This window comes from Acetitomaculum ruminis DSM 5522, assembly GCF_900112085.1.
Taxonomy (GTDB): Bacteria; Bacillota; Clostridia; order Lachnospirales; family Lachnospiraceae; genus Acetitomaculum; species Acetitomaculum ruminis.
In genome coordinates this window covers 95,999-114,766 of record NZ_FOJY01000011.1, presented here as the reverse complement: position 1 = coordinate 114,766, position 18,768 = coordinate 95,999, and the positions used below count along the sequence as shown (strand labels likewise).

16 protein-coding genes are annotated in these 18,768 nt (G+C 31.1%); 9 read left to right on the top strand and 7 right to left on the bottom strand.

Features of this window, described 5'->3' with window-relative positions:
- The first annotated feature begins 297 nt into the window (after positions 1–297).
- Entirely contained in the window at positions 298–945 is a 648-nt protein-coding gene (locus BM153_RS08695) for a helix-turn-helix domain-containing protein (protein ID WP_092872786.1), read from the top strand.
- A 343-nt stretch (positions 946–1,288) separates the two neighbouring features.
- Positions 1,289–1,867 carry a macro domain-containing protein gene (locus BM153_RS08690; RefSeq protein WP_092872784.1) on the top strand — a complete coding sequence of 193 codons (579 nt, stop codon included), beginning with the start codon at positions 1,289–1,291 and terminating at the stop codon, positions 1,865–1,867.
- On the opposite strand, the gene BM153_RS08685 is transcribed toward BM153_RS08690, so the two are convergent.
- Together BM153_RS08685 and BM153_RS08680 are read right to left on the bottom strand one after the other, a co-directional pair.
- Positions 1,864–2,529 carry a hypothetical protein gene (locus BM153_RS08685; RefSeq protein WP_092872782.1) on the bottom strand — a complete coding sequence of 222 codons (666 nt, stop codon included), beginning with the start codon at positions 2,527–2,529 and terminating at the stop codon, positions 1,864–1,866. The genes BM153_RS08690 and BM153_RS08685 overlap by 4 nt on opposite strands.
- A gap of 178 nt (positions 2,530–2,707) precedes the next feature.
- Entirely contained in the window at positions 2,708–3,559 is an 852-nt protein-coding gene (locus BM153_RS08680) for a hypothetical protein (protein ID WP_092872780.1), read from the bottom strand.
- A 689-nt stretch (positions 3,560–4,248) separates the two neighbouring features.
- Here BM153_RS08680 and BM153_RS08665 point away from each other — a divergent pair.
- Complete coding sequence (locus tag BM153_RS08665) at positions 4,249–5,418, top strand: class I SAM-dependent methyltransferase (protein ID WP_330392047.1); 1,170 nt, start codon at positions 4,249–4,251, stop codon at positions 5,416–5,418.
- A gap of 46 nt (positions 5,419–5,464) precedes the next feature.
- Here BM153_RS08665 and mscL read toward each other — a convergent pair whose 3' ends face one another.
- Positions 5,465–5,926 carry a large conductance mechanosensitive channel protein MscL gene (mscL, locus tag BM153_RS08660; protein ID WP_092872774.1) on the bottom strand — a complete coding sequence of 154 codons (462 nt, stop codon included), beginning with the start codon at positions 5,924–5,926 and terminating at the stop codon, positions 5,465–5,467.
- 280 nt (positions 5,927–6,206) lie between these two features.
- On the opposite strand from mscL, the gene BM153_RS14215 reads away from it, so the two are divergent.
- On the top strand, positions 6,207–7,790 hold the full coding sequence (locus BM153_RS14215; protein ID WP_092872772.1) for an alpha/beta fold hydrolase: 1,584 nt from the start codon (positions 6,207–6,209) through the stop codon (positions 7,788–7,790).
- A gap of 582 nt (positions 7,791–8,372) precedes the next feature.
- Here BM153_RS14215 and BM153_RS08650 read toward each other — a convergent pair.
- Entirely contained in the window at positions 8,373–9,164 is a 792-nt protein-coding gene (locus tag BM153_RS08650) for a hypothetical protein (RefSeq protein ID WP_092872770.1), read from the bottom strand.
- A gap of 440 nt (positions 9,165–9,604) precedes the next feature.
- Between BM153_RS08650 and BM153_RS08645 the strand changes: the two genes are divergently transcribed.
- Together BM153_RS08645 and BM153_RS08640 are read left to right on the top strand one after the other, a co-directional pair.
- On the top strand, positions 9,605–10,294 hold the full coding sequence (locus BM153_RS08645) for a hypothetical protein (protein ID WP_143088292.1): 690 nt from the start codon (positions 9,605–9,607) through the stop codon (positions 10,292–10,294).
- Between the two features lie 61 nt (positions 10,295–10,355).
- Positions 10,356–13,697, top strand: coding sequence for a leucine-rich repeat protein (locus tag BM153_RS08640; RefSeq protein ID WP_092872766.1), 3,342 nt, complete (start codon positions 10,356–10,358; stop codon positions 13,695–13,697).
- A 121-nt stretch (positions 13,698–13,818) separates the two neighbouring features.
- On the opposite strand, the gene BM153_RS08635 is transcribed toward BM153_RS08640, so the two are convergent.
- Together BM153_RS08635 and BM153_RS08630 are read right to left on the bottom strand one after the other, a co-directional pair.
- On the bottom strand, positions 13,819–15,597 hold the full coding sequence (locus BM153_RS08635) for a methyl-accepting chemotaxis protein (protein ID WP_092872764.1): 1,779 nt from the start codon (positions 15,595–15,597) through the stop codon (positions 13,819–13,821).
- Between the two features lie 182 nt (positions 15,598–15,779).
- Positions 15,780–16,223 carry a hypothetical protein gene (locus BM153_RS08630; RefSeq protein ID WP_092872762.1) on the bottom strand — a complete coding sequence of 148 codons (444 nt, stop codon included), beginning with the start codon at positions 16,221–16,223 and terminating at the stop codon, positions 15,780–15,782.
- Positions 16,224–16,443: 220 nt separating this feature from the next.
- Between BM153_RS08630 and BM153_RS08625 the strand changes: the two genes are divergently transcribed.
- The 3 genes from BM153_RS08625 to BM153_RS08620 all read left to right on the top strand — a co-directional run bounded on the left by BM153_RS08625 (position 16,444) and on the right by BM153_RS08620 (position 18,499).
- Positions 16,444–17,601, top strand: coding sequence for a cation diffusion facilitator family transporter (locus tag BM153_RS08625; protein WP_092872760.1), 1,158 nt, complete (start codon positions 16,444–16,446; stop codon positions 17,599–17,601).
- A gap of 14 nt (positions 17,602–17,615) precedes the next feature.
- Positions 17,616–17,789, top strand: a complete 174-nt coding sequence (locus BM153_RS13720) for a hypothetical protein (protein WP_177205626.1) — start codon at positions 17,616–17,618, stop codon at positions 17,787–17,789.
- Between the two features lie 71 nt (positions 17,790–17,860).
- The gene (locus BM153_RS08620; RefSeq protein WP_092872758.1) at positions 17,861–18,499 is read left to right on the top strand and encodes a PilZ domain-containing protein; all 639 of its coding nucleotides are present in this window, start codon (positions 17,861–17,863) and stop codon (positions 18,497–18,499) included.
- A 52-nt stretch (positions 18,500–18,551) separates the two neighbouring features.
- On the opposite strand, the gene BM153_RS13715 is transcribed toward BM153_RS08620, so the two are convergent.
- Positions 18,552–18,713 carry a hypothetical protein gene (locus BM153_RS13715; RefSeq protein ID WP_177205625.1) on the bottom strand — a complete coding sequence of 54 codons (162 nt, stop codon included), beginning with the start codon at positions 18,711–18,713 and terminating at the stop codon, positions 18,552–18,554.
- Positions 18,714–18,768 lie beyond the last annotated feature (55 nt).

Here is an 18,768-nt window from a genome sequence, read left to right as displayed (position 1 = left end):
AACAGCCCCGCTTAGGCGAGGCTGAGTTAAACTGGTCGGCTTTCATCCCACAAGCTAAAGCTTGATGGGTTTTCAGCCGTATGAATTATATAAAAGAAAGTCAGAATATTTTGCAATATAGCTTTTATTAAAAGACCGACTATAAACTAGCAATACATCTTAAACTCTACTTTGGGTAGGTTGTTTAAAGCCCTAGGCTGTAATATCATTTTCTTATAAATTATCCCTATTTATATAACCGGGCGGCAAAAAGAGCTTGCAGATATCTTAAATAAATATCAAAAGGAGGCATTGGAAATGAACCAGTATATTACAGGAATGACCATAAAAAATTTGCGTGAGCAAAGAAATATGACCCAAAATCAATTGGCTGAAATTTTAGGAGTAAGTGATAAGACGGTTTCCAAGTGGGAAAGGGCAAAAGGTTATCCGGATATTACACTTTTAGAGCCTATTGCAGATGCATTTAAAATATCTGTGCCGGAGCTTATATCCGGTAATACAATTCAAAATTCCAATGTATCAGCAAATGTGGAAAAATCAAAGTTTTATATTTGCCCTGTCTGTGGTAATGTGATACATACCATGGGGGAAGCCGTAATACATTGTCATGGGATTAGTCTTGTACCGGCTGAGGCTGAATGTACAGATGAGTCCCACATGATATTTGTTGAAAGAGTAGAGGATGAATATTTTGTCAGAATTGAGCATGAAATGACAAAAACACATTATATTTCCTTTATTGTGGCTTTATCTAAAGATTCTAGTCAATTGATTAAGCTATATCCTGAGTCTGATGCTCAGGCAAGATTTAAAATTAAAGGAGTAGAAAAGATATTATTTTACTGTAATAAAGATGGCTTGTTTTTCTGTAATGTAATTAAAGGAATTGATGATAAAGATGGCGGATTCCGAATGTCCGCTTTAAATACGTTATTAAACTAAATAATCATAGCGATAAGATGCAGGGGGCCAGGACAGTAGTATTATCAAATGGTGAGGAACTAATCATCCCCAAGGTGAGATATAAAAATGTTAAACAGGTTTTTGCAAAATTTAAAGGAGAAGTCTGATACAATATCGTTTCAGTAGTTTAAATGATCAAATTATATATTTATCAACAGTCCGTCTATCAACATCCAGTTTCCGAGCTATTTGACTTTTATTAATTTGCAATGATGATCCCTCCATAAATGGTTTAATGATTATCCTCCTATCCAATTGACTTTTTAGTTATTTGTTGACTATACTTGAAAAAAAGAAAAAACTATCTGATCAGGGGGTAAACATGGATAGACACATTGAAGAAATAAAAAAAGAAAAAATCAATCAATTATTGAAATTTGAAACATTATCAAAAATATTTTTTGTCAGGGGTGGTGTTTTGGACATTGAAGCTGATGCCATTGTAAATGCCGCCAATAACAGCCTTTTAGGTGGCGGTGGTGTGGATGGTGCTATTCACAGGGCAGCAGGATCGAAATTACTTGAAGAGTGTAGAAGGCTTCATGGCTGTGACACCGGAGATGCCAAAATTACAGGGGCTTATAACATTAAATATGCAAAGCATATAATTCATACAGTTGGGCCGATTTATAGCGGGGCAAAAAAAGATGAAGAAAATCTATCCTCCTGCTATGAAAAATCTCTTGACTTAGCTTTAAAAAATAAATGCAAAAGCATTGCCTTTCCCGGAATTTCAACGGGAGTGTATGGATATCCCTTAAATGAAGCCACAAAAGTGTCATTAAAGGCAATTTTTTCCTGGCTTAAAAATCATAAAGAGGCAGAAATAAATATCTATCTTTGCTGTTTTAAGGATGTAGAAATGGAGGCTTATAAAAATTCATTAAAATCACTAAGTTAGATTTCGCTCGTTTTACGAAAGCGTTTACTGTTTTTAATTACATTTGGAAGGCGAAGTATTACCGAGATAAGCCAGCTCATGATCACAATAATTGCAAAAATAATCATGCCAATTGGGTATCCCCAGGTTAAAAAGCCGTAAAAGTCATTGCTGTCAGGCCAGGTTCCTATGCCGTTTATTATTGTATTACCTAGATAAAAAGCTCCATAAATAAGGGTTAATAAACCGGAAAATAATGTATTTTTAAAGGGGATTTTTTTGCTATTTAAGCCAATAACAATAAATTCTGCCATGGCAATTAAAGGACAAATTAGATGAAACCACAAATTTCCTCTTGCGTAAAGATTCATATTAGGATAAAGGGGTTGTAGGAAAAAAGCAATAATTACAAAGGTAAGCCCCACTTCTGAGGCAGAAACGAGCTTAAATACTACAGGCAGCTTTTTATGAAATATAACAGTGGCTAATAAAGAAGCGATAGCTACAAAAAAACACAACAAATTTGAAAGGACGGTAAAATATTTCAAATTTGCCAGACCCTTTGTGGCAAAAACACCATTATAAGCATTGCTAAGAAACATATAATAAATTCCAATGGACAGGGATATTATCAAAAAAATATTTAAAACAAAGGAAATCTTATTAAGCATTTTTTCTTTCATGGCTATTCTCCTGAAATTATTAAAATGAAATCTTAGCTGCTTGTGTTAAAAATATTAATGTAGCGTTACCTAGTTAGAGTAAATTTCAATTTCTCTTTAAATTTTACTCCATAATAGTAGCTTAGTAAACAAAAAATCCCCTGACTAAACATCAGGGGAAGAAGTTAAGATTTAAATTTTACCAGGCAAATCCAATTCCTATACTATTAAAGTTGGCATTTAAAAGTTGCCATTGTTGATTTGCTATAGCCGAAGCATATTTTTTATCTACTGTAATTTTCTTATAGGTAACTGTTTTGGTGAATTTTTCAGCCTTATCCAGAAAAGGACTCTTAAATTCGTTTACAATTTTTGTGGCTCTTTTATTTTTATCATAAGTTATTTTTGAACTTACATTTAAAATTGCTTTTTTGTTGCTATTGTTTTTGTAAACGAATTTAGTTACATTGCCTTTTTTATCATGTGTTATAAAAAACTCATTTTTATAGCCATTAGATGAATCCTTTGCATAACATACATGGTTATTTTTATATTTATAGCTTGATTTGGTAGTTACAGATTCAGTCTTTCCATTTTGTAACCAACTAGTTACTAATGTAGAAGATGTAATTAAACCATTTTTCCAAGTATAAGTAGTTACAACTTTGTCACCATCTTGACGATTACGGGTTGATTTACAAAGTTTTCCGTTTTTATAACTATAATTTGTGGTATTTATATCCTTAGCGTCTCCAGTTCCGATTTTTTCAGTGAATTTTGTAAGTCTCTGGTTTTTATCATAGGTAAATGTATCTGTGATATTTTCTGAACCGTTATTATTAATTTTCGTAAGTAAACCGTATTTGTTGTAACTTACACTGGATTTATAGTTTTCTTTACCATTAGCGGTTGTGCCGTTTACCTTTACAGAAGAAACCACATATATGGTTTTCTTAGAAGATGCAGCAAGAACGTTTTTGGCCGGGGCAAAAAATGAGATTAAAAGGGATAACAACAATCCCCATGCTGCAAATTTTTTAATAGTTTTCATAATATTTTTCCTCCTATTGTATAAAAATCTTTACCTTATCTATTATCGTGTTTTGCGAAGAAATGTCAAATTTTTCTGAAATTAAAAATTGTCCTGATATAGCATCTATGATAATATTACTTTGTAAAAAATACAGGAGGAACATTTGTAATTATAAAGAAAAAATGAATTCTAAAAAATCTATTCTGAAAAAAATAGCTTTTATGCTTTATATCATTGTCTGGATGGTAATTATGATATTGACTTATATAGTGTATTTTCCCCAGGTCTTAGAGGGAAAAAGAGGGGAGTTTATCTTATTTGTAATATTAAATACGGTTTCTTTAAGAAATATTGTTTTTTCAACGAAGAAAATACAGCAGGAGTAAAAAGATGAAAATTAACCTAAAGACGGTATATTTTATGCTTTGGATTGTTATATCAATGATATTAATAATTTTCGCATATATTGTTTTTTTGCCTAAAATGATAGATGGAGATAGGGAAGCCTTATTATTATTTTTGGCAATAAATGCCAATAGTTTAAAAACTATTATTTTATTAGTGTCAGACATTAAGAAGGAGAAGTGATTTAGTTCATTTTTCTTTTTTATTTTTAATAAAAAATTCTTTACTATTTCGGAAAAAAATTATATAAAATTATAGATAACTTTGGGAAAAAATGTATTACAAAAAAAGGTATTAAATTTATGATGAATGAAGAATTTACAGAAGAATTAAGCATCACATTAAAAAAAGTAATGTTTGAAACCCCTTTTAAGTTTGTTATAAGTAAGGGGAAAAATAAAAACAATGAGTATAAAAAAATAGTTATTGAAGAAAAGGAAAAGGACTTTCAAGTGGCTAAATACAGCCAAAAGCAGGTATTTCATACAAATATTACATTTGAGGAAATAGAAGATATTTTAAAGGAATACTTAGGAGAAGAGTTTTTGCAGTTAAATGCCTGGGCTGAGGGTAAAGAGTTTGAGATAAAAATTTCTAAAAAGAAAAAAATCTTTTTTACAAGTCGTAAAAGCTCTCAGAAAAAATGTCTGGCAAATATGGAGCATAACAGAAAGAAAAATTATATCATACCTGATGGAAAGCCGGTTTTACCCCTTATAGACATGGGAGTTTTTACTAAAGAAGGTAAAATAGTAAACAGCATGTATGATAAATACAGGCAAATTAATAGATTCATTGAAATAATTGATGATGAAATAAAAAATAAGGATTTTAAGCATTTAAATATCATTGATTTTGGCTGTGGAAAATCTTATTTAACCTTTGTGGTTTATTATTATTTAACCCAGATAAGAAATATTAAAGTTAATATGACAGGTCTTGATTTAAAAGAGGATGTTATAAAAAAATGCAATGAAACAGCTAAAAGATACGGTTATGACAATCTAAGATTTGAACTGGGGGATATAAACGGCTATAAGGCTGATTTTGAGGTTGATATGGTAATTTCTCTTCATGCCTGTGATACGGCTACGGATTATGCACTTTTTAATGCCATAAACTGGAAATCAAAGATGATTTTTAGTGTACCTTGCTGTCAGCATGAATTAAATAAGCAGTTAAAACCTGAAAATTTGTCCATTTTTAGCAGATATGGCATTATTTCTGAGAGATTTTCTGCTCTTTCTACGGATTTAATAAGGGCAAATCTCTTAGAATATATAGGATATGATACACAAATCTTGGAATTTGTGGATTTTAGTCATACACCAAAAAATCTTCTTATAAGGGCTGTAAGAAACCAGAAAAAATCTAATGAAAAAAGAGAAAAAACCTTGGAAGAAGTTAAAAATCTCATGAAAGAATTTGGCTTTGAGCCAACCTTGTATAAACTGTTGATAAAACAAAGATAATTAAAAGAAGGGTCTGTAGTAATTTGATACAGACCCTTTAAAAATCTTATGCTTTTGCCATGTCAACATCCGGTAGTTCTGAACCACAATGAGCACATTTACTTGCTTTAATTGGAATTTCAGAACAGCAATATGGGCATACTTTTGTCTCTGCCGGTGCAGCCTCTTTTGGTTTTTTAAGTTTGGCTAATCCCTTTACAAATAAGAATATAATAAATGCCAATATTATAAACTGGATTATATTTTGAATAAAATTACCATATGCCAAAACAGGAGCACTTTTAGCCTGAGCATCAGCTAATGATGGATAGTCAATGCCATCTAGGGAAACATAAAGCTCGGAAAAATTAATATTTCCTGTAGCCAGTCCAAGAACAGGTGTAAAAATGTCCGTTACCAGTGAAGAAACGATAGTACTGAAAGCACCACCTACAATGACACCGACAGCCATGTCGATAACATTTCCTTTTAGAGCGAATTCTTTAAATTCATCTAAAAATTTTTTCATTATGCCAATCTCCTTTATAATTTTTTTCTTTAAGACTCCCCTTGAGTCCTGTTTAAGTTATGCAACAATTTGCATACTTTACACACAATTTTATCAAAACGATAAAAAATATTCAAGAGTGCCTGACAAGTCTTATTAAAAAAAGATTTTTGGCGGATATATGATAAAAAATATGCATTTTGGTTACAACTTGGCAAAATGAAAATAAAATAGTAAAATTAGTATGTTTAATGGCAGCTATCAAAGCAAATTCAAGGATAATAATAAAAAGGAATTAAATATGATACATTTTGGATTTTCTTATGTTGGTCTGGTTTATTTGATAATGCTTTTTTTACCCAATATTATCTGGATAAAGAATAAACCGGCAGATTATGATGTTTATAGTAAAAACGAAAATAAAATACTTTTGTCATTTGAAAGGTTTGGTGAGGTATCTGTATGCGCCATAAGCCTGATTTTTTCAGATTTTAATTTAAGAACCTGGTCATATAGCTACATAATATTTTTCCTTTCTTTCTTACTTATGATATTGTATGAAATTTCCTGGATACAGTATTTTATCGGGGAAAAGACCATGGAAAACTTTTATTCTTCAATACTTGGAATTCCCATTGCAAAGGCTGTCCTACCTGTAATGGCATTTCTTCTTTTGGGATTTTATGCAGGAAACAGCTTTTTATTAATTTCCACCATTATATTGGGAATCGGACACATTGGTATTCATTATGTCCATAAAAAGGAACTTCTTCGTAAAGCAAAAAAAAGAAATGATGGATTAAAAATTCTAAAAATTTTTCTGTTTGCCCTTTTTTTACTTGCTGTTACTTTTATAACTGTTATAGACGGTATTAGAAATTATAACTATATAAGTAAATCTTCAAAACTTGTCAGCAAAAAAGGTGCATTTGATGAACAGCTATATGTTGATATTGGTGGAGAAAAACAATTTATTTCCATCAGAGGAAAAAATACAGACAATCCCCTTTTGTTATGGCTTCATGGAGGTCCTGCATATCCTGATACAGCCACTACCAACAGGTTTTCTGATTATCTTGTTGATGAATATACGGTAGTAAGCTGGGATCAAAGAGGCTGCGGGCGAACCTACATCAAAAATAAAAATCTTGATCCTAAAAATGTCACTGCCAGCTTTGACAGGGCTCAAAGGGATATTTACGAGCTTTTGGAGTATCTTTTTAAAAAATTTGACAAGGATGAAGTTATAATTGTGGGACATTCCTACGGTTCTCTTTTAGGAGCTTGCTATGCCTTAAATAATCCTGATACAGTATCAGCCTATGTAGGGGTGGGACAGTATGTTTCCCCAAAAGCTTTGATTTATTCCTATAAAAAAGCTTTAAACAAAGCTTCAAAAAAGAATCAGGATACATCTTATATGGAAAATTGTTACAAAAAATATGAGAAGGATGACTCCTATATAAATATGGTAAATCTTGAAAACAGCATAAGTAGATTTTATTTAAAAAATGGAGACTTTAAGCTTAAAAGTCCTGCCTTTACATCTGCCTACTATGGATTTGATGATTTATTATGGAACTCCATTGAATGTTCTTCAATATTTGATATGAATTCTTATGTGGATTTAAACAAACAATTATTTGAGTATCTGGCAGAAACCGATGTAAGAGACTACGGAACCCAATACAACATCCCGGTAGGTTTTATATCCGGGGAAAACGACTATATCTGCCCACTTGCTTATGTAAAAGATTATTATAAAAAAATTGATGCTGTGGATAAAAAATTAGAAATCATGAAAAAATGTGGACATTCTCCCCAAGAGGAATCCCCAAGACATTTTTCAATAGTGTTAAAAGAGGTATTAGAATCATTACAATAAAGAGTATGCATCGCGCTAAGTAATTAGTCAGATGCATACTCTTTTAAATATAATATAAGTAGGCTGAACGCAGTGTAAGCAATCCCCCGCTTCAAAAGCGTAAGCTTTAAGCGGGGGTATAAGCTTACTAGTGTCAGAAGGGGTTAAAGCCCCTTCTGACAGGTGGCACAAAGTGCCACTGCGTTCATGAGGAAGTAGCGAAGCGGATTCCGAATGAACGCTTTACATACATTTTACTCTAGCATTTTATACAGCCACTTCCTCTGTACAAAATCATTATTAATACTTGTATCCCCTTTTATGCTGTATTTTAGCTAATATTTAACATAATAATATGTAGGTAAAAACTCGTTATTTTCTATAATAAACCCTTTTATAAAAATGCAAAAAGGTTTATTTTGAGTGTAAGATGATGTAGTTTCATATCTTACGTCACATTTTTCATCTTTGCTATAAAGCCATCCTCCCGTGCTAATATAAACATCTTTTCAGGCAACTATTTTCCAGTCGCCATAACCGTACATTTTGTTACCTCTGTTTTGCATTATGGAAGAAGGATAAAATAATTTCTATTTCTGCATTCTAATCAGCTTCTCGTTGTGTAGCTCCATTTTTAGTAAGAAAAGTATTATTTCTTTCACTTTCATCAACTGAATAATAGATGAATCTGTCTATATCTACATCAGAAACGTTTTTTGAAAAAATAAAATTGTAAAATTTTTCATCATCTATGTTTGAATTTCTTTTTCTATATGAACAATAACATTTTTCCAAAATATCAATTGTCTCACTTAAATCAGGTACTTTTTTGTTATTTTTAAACAAATCTTTAAATGTATCATATGTATCTTCATTACCGTACATTTCAGGTATGTAAAGGGCGGTTGCACAATTATTTATATAAAAGTCATCATAATTACTGACATAATCTTTGAAAGGATAATGATAATCATTAATAAATTTGATTTTTCCTTCCAGTTCCTCAAAATCATTATCAAAACCTGTATCCTCCCATATAATGTACTTCAGCTTGTACTTAATAGAATAATATGTAGGTAAAAACTCGTCATTTTCTATAATAAACCCTTTTATAAAAATGCAAAAAGGTTTATTTTGAGTGTAAGATGATGTAATTTCATATCTTACGCCATCTTTTTTCTGTCTTCTAAAAAGGGTAAAAAAACACCCCTCGCTAGTGTAATAGGTATCTTTGCAGGCAACTATTTTCCAATCACCATCACCGTATCTGTTATTAAGATAATTAATTACAATAAGCCGTCTTATTTGAAAAAAAGAAAAACAAATAATAGAAATAAAACAAACAATAATCAAAGGAATTTTAATATATTTATTAATTAGGATTTTTTTAAGCATGTTTATTCTCCTCTAATTTAGTGGATTTTAGCATTGTTTTGGCTAATTGTTCATAGATATATCTATGTTATGAACGCAGTGTAAGCAATCCCCCGCTTCAAAAGCGTAAGCTTTAAGCGGGGGATTGCTTACACTGCGTTCATGAGGAAGTAGCGAAGCGGATTCCGAATGTCCGCTTTACTACAAAGACAATTCTATCAAATTAATAATGGTCACATAGTAAATTTGTTATTAACTGACCCTGATAGGAAATATATTATTATATTTAGTTAGTTAACTTATCTAAAGCTTAATATATTTATTATATTTTTTCAAGCATAACTATTATATATAGTAAGGGGGGATTAAAAAACATAACTAAAATGTATATATGAATGATATGAATTTAGTGAAAACAGTAGTACAAGGAGAAATTTATGAAAAGAATGATTATTTTAATTATGTTAGTTTTTCTAACATTTTCAGGAATTATTGTGGTATGTAACAAGAATTCAAATACTGAATCAACGAAAGAAAAACTAATGACAAAATCAGAAGTAAATGAAACTGCAAAAACAGATGAGTCTGATTCAATAAATGATTATGTATCAGATGATTTTGAAACAGATGATGAGTTCGTAGATGAATATGTTGTAGACTCTGAAGAATATTACAATAGAACTTCAGAAATATTATCCAGAATGGATGTAACAGAATCTAAAAATCTTACATCTGAAAAGCAGACTCGGGAAGATTTTGCGGAACGTGGTTTTTCAGATGTTTCAATAATCAGTAGATTTGATTTGAAGGGTAATTATAATGAAAAAGAAATATCCACGAATTCTAATGAAAAACATCCCTCTTATGTAGCGTATTACACTACACCATCAAATAATATATGGACCATATATGAAACTAATGGACAGTTTCAAGCTTACCCTGTTTCTTACACACTAAAAAAATCTGAAAACAATGAAAAAATAGTTGATGTAATTTTATCGGAATCAGAAAGCATTTATGTACACAATGCTCAAAAAAACCAATTCTTTGACGTTATTCCCAATGGTTCAGATGCCATAGTAAAAACGGTAAAACATATAGACGCTGATTATTTAAACAGTTTAACTGATGAAGATATTGATAATTTATAAAAATGAAGATGTTATTTGTCAATAAGTGTACTAATAAAAAAGTATTATATGGGAGGAAATTATGCTGATGAAGAAAAGTAAAACGTTTGCTTTTTACATTATTTTTATTATATTTTGTTTTTGCTTTTTACCAATTCGTTCTTATGCAACAGGTGATCGCCAAATAATGGTATCATTGGGGGATTCATATTCATCGGGTGAAGGTGTTGAACCATTTTATGGACAAAATAAAAACGTAATTGATAAATTAAAAAGTAGTGATTGGTTAGCTCATAGATCTAAAAAAAGCTGGCCAGGAAAAATAAAATTACCAGGAAATACTCACATTAATTCACAGCTTAAAGAAAAAAAATGGTATTTTAGAGCAATATCGGGAGCTGAAACAAAACATTTTGATTTAGTATCATTCGAAAAAAAGGCTAAATATAAAACATATATTCCAGAGGCTAACGATTTTACATTTTTTATAGGTACTAAAAATATACCGAAAGAATGTAAAATTTTTGACAAGTTAAAGGATGAAGAAAAATTTGTAGATTATGTAACAATTACAATTGGGGGAAACGATGTTGGATTTTCTAATATTATTACCACTGCCGTGTTAGAACCCGGTACTTTTACAACTACCTGGTTATCTAAAGAAATAAATAAAACAAAATCTCAGATATATAATGTGAAACAAAATCTTAATAGAGTATACAAAAAAATACGTTCAAAAACTAGTGGTAATACAATTATTTTAGTTGTGGGATATCCACGACTTATTAGTAGTCAAGGTGGAGGACCATTCAACAAGGAAGAAGCAAATATGATTAATATTAATGGAGTGGATTATTTTAATAATAATGTTATAAAAAAAGTTGTTAATAAACAAAGAGGAAGAATTTTGTTTGTTGATGTCAGTGAAAGATTTAAAACACATGAAGCGTATACAGCAGACCCTTATATTAATCCAATAATATGGACACCGCAGAATCAGGATATAGATTCTATGAAAATTCCAAGTGCATATTCTATTCATCCAAATGAAAAAGGGACAAATATGTATGCAAAATGTGTACAGGAACAAATTGATGCAATAGATAACAAATTTACAGGTGGCGAATATGAAGGTCTAAAGTGGAGCTTAAATAGTAACAAAAGAACCATAAGTATTGAAAAATATGTTGGTGATGGCACAATAGTTCGTGTTCCTCAAAGAATAAATGGCTATAAAGTTACACATATTAAAAGCATGGCCTTTTTTAGATGTACAAAATTAAGAAGGATTGTTCTACCGGACTCAATAAAAAGTATAGGAGACGCTGCTTTTTGTGGATGTGAGAATGCAGATATAAACATACCACGGAGGGTAGAAATAATAAGAGATAGTGCTTTTAGAGGATGTGGTGCTTTAACTGACATTGTTATCCCAACTACTGTAAGATATATTAGCAAGGGATGTTTTTGGCATTGTGAGAATTTAAGAAGAGTGTCTTTACCCTATTCCCTTAAAGTTATAGATAGAATGGCTTTTTCTGATTGCTATAATATTACTTCGATAAATATACCAAATTCAGTAATATATATAGGTTGGCATGCTTTTTCCAGTTGTGTAAATATGAAAATTTATTCTGGAAATAAAAATTCTATCAATACATCTAATGTAACACAAGATGCAAACTTGGAAATTATTTCTAAAGATGAAACAGAAGAATATAATGATGATGATTTGGATGACGAAGAATTTGTAGAAAATCCAGAAGACGAAGAACCAGATGATGAAGAATATTATTATGACGATTCTGGAGATGAAGAACCAGATGATTTTGAAGATAGACTTAATGAAGATGCTTCTTTTTGGGGCGAAGATGTAGATGATTCTTTTTGGGATGAAGATACTTCTTTTTGGACAGATAATGAAAATGAAACTATAGAAGAAGATGTGGATTCAGGCTATATTTCTGATGGTGCTTTTGCGGGATGTGAAAGCATAGAAAATATTGAAATATCAGATTCAATATCTAATATAGAAGATAATGCTTTTGCAGGATGTGTAAATTTAAAAGAAATAAAAATACCAGATTCAGTTACCTATATAGGTGAAAATGCTTTTGCAAATTGTGAAAATTTATTAGAGATTAACATTCCTTCAGGTGTATCAGGTATTAAAGCTGGAGTTTTTAAGAATTGCAAAAGACTTAAAGAAATAAAATTGCCTGATAATATAAATACCATTGAAAAAAGTGCCTTTGAAGGGTGTGTTGGTTTAGAAACAGTCATTTTGCCGGATTCACTTTTAATGATAGATGATTCTACGTTTAAAGGGTGCGTAAATATTAAAGATATTTTTATACCCTCACAAGTAACCTATATTGGTGATGAAGCTTTTGCAAATTGTGAAGGTTTAACTAATATTGTAGTTGATAGGAATAATAAAGAATATGATAGTAGAAATGATTGTTGTTCAATAATTGAATCGCGTAATAATAAACTGATACTAGGGTGTAAAAATTCATTTATTCCTAATACAGTTGTTAGCATTTCAGATAAAGCGTTTAATAACAGCAATCAGGGAATTAGTATACCAAAAAGTGTAAAAGAAATAGGAAATAATGCATTCACACCTTTAGTTTCTCCGGTTATTGGATATTACGATTCATATGCCGAAAAATTTGCCAATGAGAATAATCTGGATTTTAAACCTATAATTTCTTATCGTATTGAATTATATGATAACAATTCTTTGGTGGATACATTATCAGTTTTATCAGAACCTGAAGATTATATTGGTAATTATTGTGGTGAGACCCCGATTTCTTGTCCTTCTCGTACCAAAAAAGGATACAAGTTTTTAGGATGGAATACAAAACAAAATGAATCTGGAACGTTGTATAATAAGACATTTTATAAACTGACAAGGAATAATAACTCTGTAATAAAATTATATGCCAAATGGCAGCTAAATAAGTATACTATTAATTATAAATTATCTGGTGGTAATAATAATACCAGTAACCCGACCAGCTATACGGTAACTTCCGCTAACATTGTTTTAAAGAAACCTACAAAAACAGGATATATTTTTGTAGGATGGTATAAAGATTCGAATTATAAGAATCGGTTAGCTGATGATACTATTAAATCAGGTAGTACTGGAAATATCACTTTATATGCCAAGTGGCAATTGAAGAAATATAAAATTACGTATAAATTGGAGGGTGGAAAAAATAATACTGATAATCCAAGCACTTATACAATAACTACTCCGAATATTACACTTAAGAAACCTACAAAAACAGGATATACTTTCGTAGGATGGTATTTGGATCCAAATTATAAAAAACAGTTAAAAAACGGAGTAATTAAAACTGGTAGTACAGGTGATATAATACTTTATTCCAAGTGGAAAAAGAAAAGTTAATTATTATATTTGATAGACAGTAGGAAGAAAAAATTATTTGTAAAAGTATAAAAAAGTGGCATCGCCTGATATAATGCGATGCCATTTTTATGTATGCTTTTAAGAACATTTAAATTTTATTTTACAAATTAACAAACTGGCTGGTATTGGAGGTAAGCTGTTTTGTAACCTCATTATTGTTTTCAACGGCCTCGGTGATTCCCGCAATTTCATTGACAATCTCCTGAGAGTTGGTAGCCGACATATTAATTGCTTTTGAAGATTCACGAACCGAGTCGGTAATTGACATTATTGAACCGGCCATATCCTTCATAACATCATTTAATGCTTCAACCTGGGAGGAAATATTTCCAAGTATGTTATTTATAAGGTCAGCGGTACTTTGATATTTGTCACCGGTATCCACGAAGGCATCATAATCAGAAAGAACTGTTCCATTAATAAAATCTAGTACCTGAATTGCATTTGAAGAAAGGGTTTGAACAGCCTTTGTAACCTCGTTACTTATTAACTGGATGTTGGCGGCAGTTTGTCTGGAATTTTCTGCAAGTTCACTGATTTCTTCAGCAACAACAGCAAAACCTCGTCCTGCTTCACCGGCTCTTGCAGCTTCTATGGAGGCATTTAAAGCAAGTAAGTTGGTCTGGGAAGCAATATCAAGAATTACATTTGTAAGCTCATTGATTTGCTTAACTTTTTCAGAATCTTTAACAGATTCTTCCAGGACTACGGAAAGTTCTTGCATCTTGCGTCCGGTATTTTCCTTCTTTGTTGAAGCTGTTTCTTTAATAGCGTCAGCTTCGGATTTTATTTCTGCTGCTTTAGTAGTACCGTCATTTACTTCTGCGTCAATACTTTCAGTGGATTCTTTCACATTATCAAGCTTTTCACCAATTAAATCCGTAATGGAAGAAACATCTGTCATGCTGGCTGAAAGCTCTTCTAAAGCCGCAGAGGTATTTGTAACAGAATCGTGAGCCCTGCTAACCTGAGAAGTCATATTTTCTGAGGAATTTGTAAGTATATTTGTTCCGTCCTTAACATTTTTCATTATATCCTGGAGAGTTGTAATGAAATGATTAACTCCGTTTTTAATAAGAATAAGTTCTGTTTCCGTTTTTGTATTTAATCTTAAAGTTAAATCGCCTTTGCCTTTTTGAATATTTGTAATTATAATGTTGATTTCATTGGCGATTCCTTTTATTGGTTTAACAATAGTTCTGTAATTAAGCAGGATAAAAAGAACAATAATACCAATAAAAGTAGCAACAATATAATTCATTACAATTAATATTCTATGAGTACGCTCATTTAAAAAGTTTGGAACATTTTCATTCATGGCAACCACAGCCTCATCAACTGCTTCAAGATCTTGTGTAAGGGCAGTAAGTGAAGTAGAACATTCACCGTATACCAAAACTGAAATGGTGTCTTTATCATTGTCACCAGCAGCCTTTATAACTCCTTCATATGAGCTTTTGTAAGCTGCAAAGTCTGAAATAAAGCTGTTTATTGCATTTTCTAATTCAGGAATACTTGATGTTACTTCTAAAATAGCATTTGCTGATTCTTCTATTTCTGTAATCTGTGAAGAAATCGTGCTTGTTTGGTTATCAACCTGTCCCATATTAACATAGCTGTCAAAGGCAGCAGCCAGACCGAATCCGCAATTATCTATAGTCTTTAAATCCACTTCGATATCCTTTACGTTGGTGGTGACATTATAAACTTCATTAACAATATTTTGACAGGATGTTTTAAGGTTACTGATTTGAAGGATTATAACGGTAATTGCTATAATATAAACCAGTAATAAAGATACATAGGTAGCACCTATTCGAAATGCCAACCGGTTATAAAGAGGAACATTATTTCCAACAGTTTGTTTTTCTTTACTCATTTGCTTTCCCTCCAATTATTTATTAGATTTACCCTCTTGTTAAAAATTTTTAAAAGAGAAGAGTTTACATAGGGTTATAGTGTATTTCGGAAAACAATAAGTATTTTTTATAATAATCAAACAATTTAATGACTTAATCGTTTGATTAAAAATATTTGCAAAAAATAGCCTTAATCGTATTATTACTTACGATTAAGACATACTTTAATATCTAAATAAGAAAAAGTATTAGATATGTTGGATATATGAGTTTTATTTTTCCATCCCCAATAATCTGTTTCAGAAATAGGTTTTATAATAATGGAATAATTTCCACCCTGAAGGAAAAACTTCTCACAGGTATTTGGATAATCAAAATAGCTTGAATAAGTTTTACTTATAACAGATTTCCCTTTGCTGTTTTTTATGACAATACTAAAATAACCATAGGTGCGATTTCCAAAGGAAATCTTAACAGCACTGGAATCTTTTAAGTAAAAAAATGATTTAACTTGTCCGCTCAAACCATAAAAATACTGAGTTTCATTAATATTAGGTTTATCCCAGTTAAATCTAAAGCCGTTTTGAATAAATGCCAAAAATAAAGCTATTTCGTAGTATAGCCCGTTTTTAATGGCTGTCAGCATGAATAAACCTCCTAATATATGTAATCAGACAAGTAAATACTATACAGTAAAAGAGGGGAAATGTATACAAAAAAAATTAACAAAATATTATTAAATTTTATTAAAATATTATATAATTTATGGAGAGATAATAACTATCTTCTTTTTTTAAAGTCTCTTAAGGGCAAGTCCGAAATATAAAGTAAGATAAAAATCCGGCATACAATAAGGAGGAGAAAAAATGAGTGGTGAAAATACCAAAGAAGAAGCAAAACTTGAAAACTCTGTAATAAATCGTGATAAGGTTATTATTAAAACCAGTATAATAGGTATTATTGCCAATATTTTTCTGGCTTCCTTTAAGGCCTTTATAGGGATTGTTTCAAATTCAATAGCTGTTACTTTAGATGCAGTCAATAATTTATCAGATGCTTTATCATCTGTTATAACCATTGTGGGAACGAAGCTTGCAGGAAAATTTCCTGACAAGAAACATCCAATGGGATATGGAAGAATTGAATATTTAAGTGCCATGATGGTTTCCGGAATTGTTTTATATGCCGGAATAACATCAGTTGTGGAGTCTGTAAAAAAAATTATCTGGCCTGAAAAGGCTGATTATTCCACAACTTCTCTTTTAATCATAGCTGTGGCGGTTTTAGTAAAGATTGTGCTGGGATTTTATGTAAAGAAGAAAGGAGAAGAAGTAAACTCCGCTGCTTTAGTAGCCTCCGGCGCAGATGCATCCTTTGATGCGATTCTTTCAGCTTCGGTTTTGGCATCGGCTTTAGTTTTTATATTTACGGGCATTTCTCTTGAAGCCTATGTAGGTGCCATAATTGCCATAATTATAGTTAAGTCCGGGGTAGAAATGATGATTGAAACCTTAAATGACATTTTAGGACAAAGACTTGATAATGAAACTACCATGAAAATCAAGGAAATTGTTAAGAGTGAAGAAGGAGTCTATGGTGCCTATGATTTAATAATCAGTAATTACGGCCCTAATAAAAACTATGGTTCTGTGCATATGGAGTTACCGGATAATATGACTGTAGACCAGGTTGATGTTATAACAAGAAGGGTTCAGGCAAAGGTTTTTAAGCAGACCGGAGTAATTCTTACTGGAGTTGGGGTTTATGCCTACAACACAAAAGATGATGAAGCGGCAAGACTTAGAAATGAGGTTCAAAATATTGTTCTTTCTCATGAATGGGCCTTACAGATGCATGGCTTTTTTGTGGATTTAGTAAAAAAGAGTATCCGTTTTGACCTGGTATTTAGTTTCGATATTAAATTTTCGGAAGGTTTAAAGATTGTTAATGATGAGTTATCAGAGAAATTTCCGGGATATAGTTTCTTTATTACTCCGGATATTGATGCCTCGGATTTGGAATAACAGGAAATTTTATTATGAAAAAAACAGATGAAAAACTTACTTTAAAACTTAAGGAAAATAAAAAAGAAGAAATAACTTTAAAAAAAAGCGGAAAGGAAGAAAAGCTTTTAAAAGCACCGGATGAGGTACTTGCCGGGGCAATAAAAAAACTGTTATATGAAGATAGCTCTAAAAATCACGAAAAGTAAAGATGTGTAACAGGCTATAAACATGTAAAGTGGGAGCATGAAACAAATTTAATGAAAAGTGGTGAATTATTATGGTTATACAGGATTTAGAAGTAGAGCAGGAAGTAAAAATAGAAATTGTATGGGGAGACAAGGTTTTTAGTGCGGATTCCCTTGTACTGGGGAAAATACCGGGAAGTGTATTTTTAAAACCTTATCATTATAATGGAAAAGAATTAAAAATAGGAGAAAATTCAAAAGACTTCTCTTTTAATCTTTATGCTATAGACTCAAACACAAAACACAGGGTAGGCTGGAAAAATGTGAATCTTGTTTCTAATGTCATTAAAGGAAAATCCTGCTATATATGTTCTACTAAAAAATACTTGCTATATTCTGACGATAGTGAAAGACGGGAAGAAATAAGGACAAAGATAGATATAAAAGGATATGCCACTGAAATAGATATGCCCTGGAGAAAAGAAATCCTTATAGAAGATATAAGCGCCACAGGTATTGGCATTAGTATAGATAAAAACCTTGAATTTAAAAAATCCACTTTGTTTATTGAATTAAATGATAAAATTAATGATGAAAAATACAATGAATCTTTTACAGTTAAAGTTGTAAGGACTGTAGAAAAGGGAAACAGGGTTTTTTACGGATGTAGTTTTAAAGAAACAAAAGTCGGTCTTTTATATTATATTTTCGCGAAACGAGCGCAACATTAAAGAACAAAACTGATGCAAAATACTGCATCAGTTTTGTTGTATATATCAATAATTATTTTCCAAAAAGCCTGCTAAAAAATTCTCTAAAACTAAATTTTGTTCTTTTTTCCAATCTGTAATAGAAGTCATCACAGTATTCATATCTTTCTGCTATCATCCATCCCGGTACATATCGCGAGTTTTCATAAAAATTGTATTTTGCTATTTCATTCATAATAAATACCTCCTTTACAAAAGCTTGTATGTTAGTAATAGATTAACACAAAGAA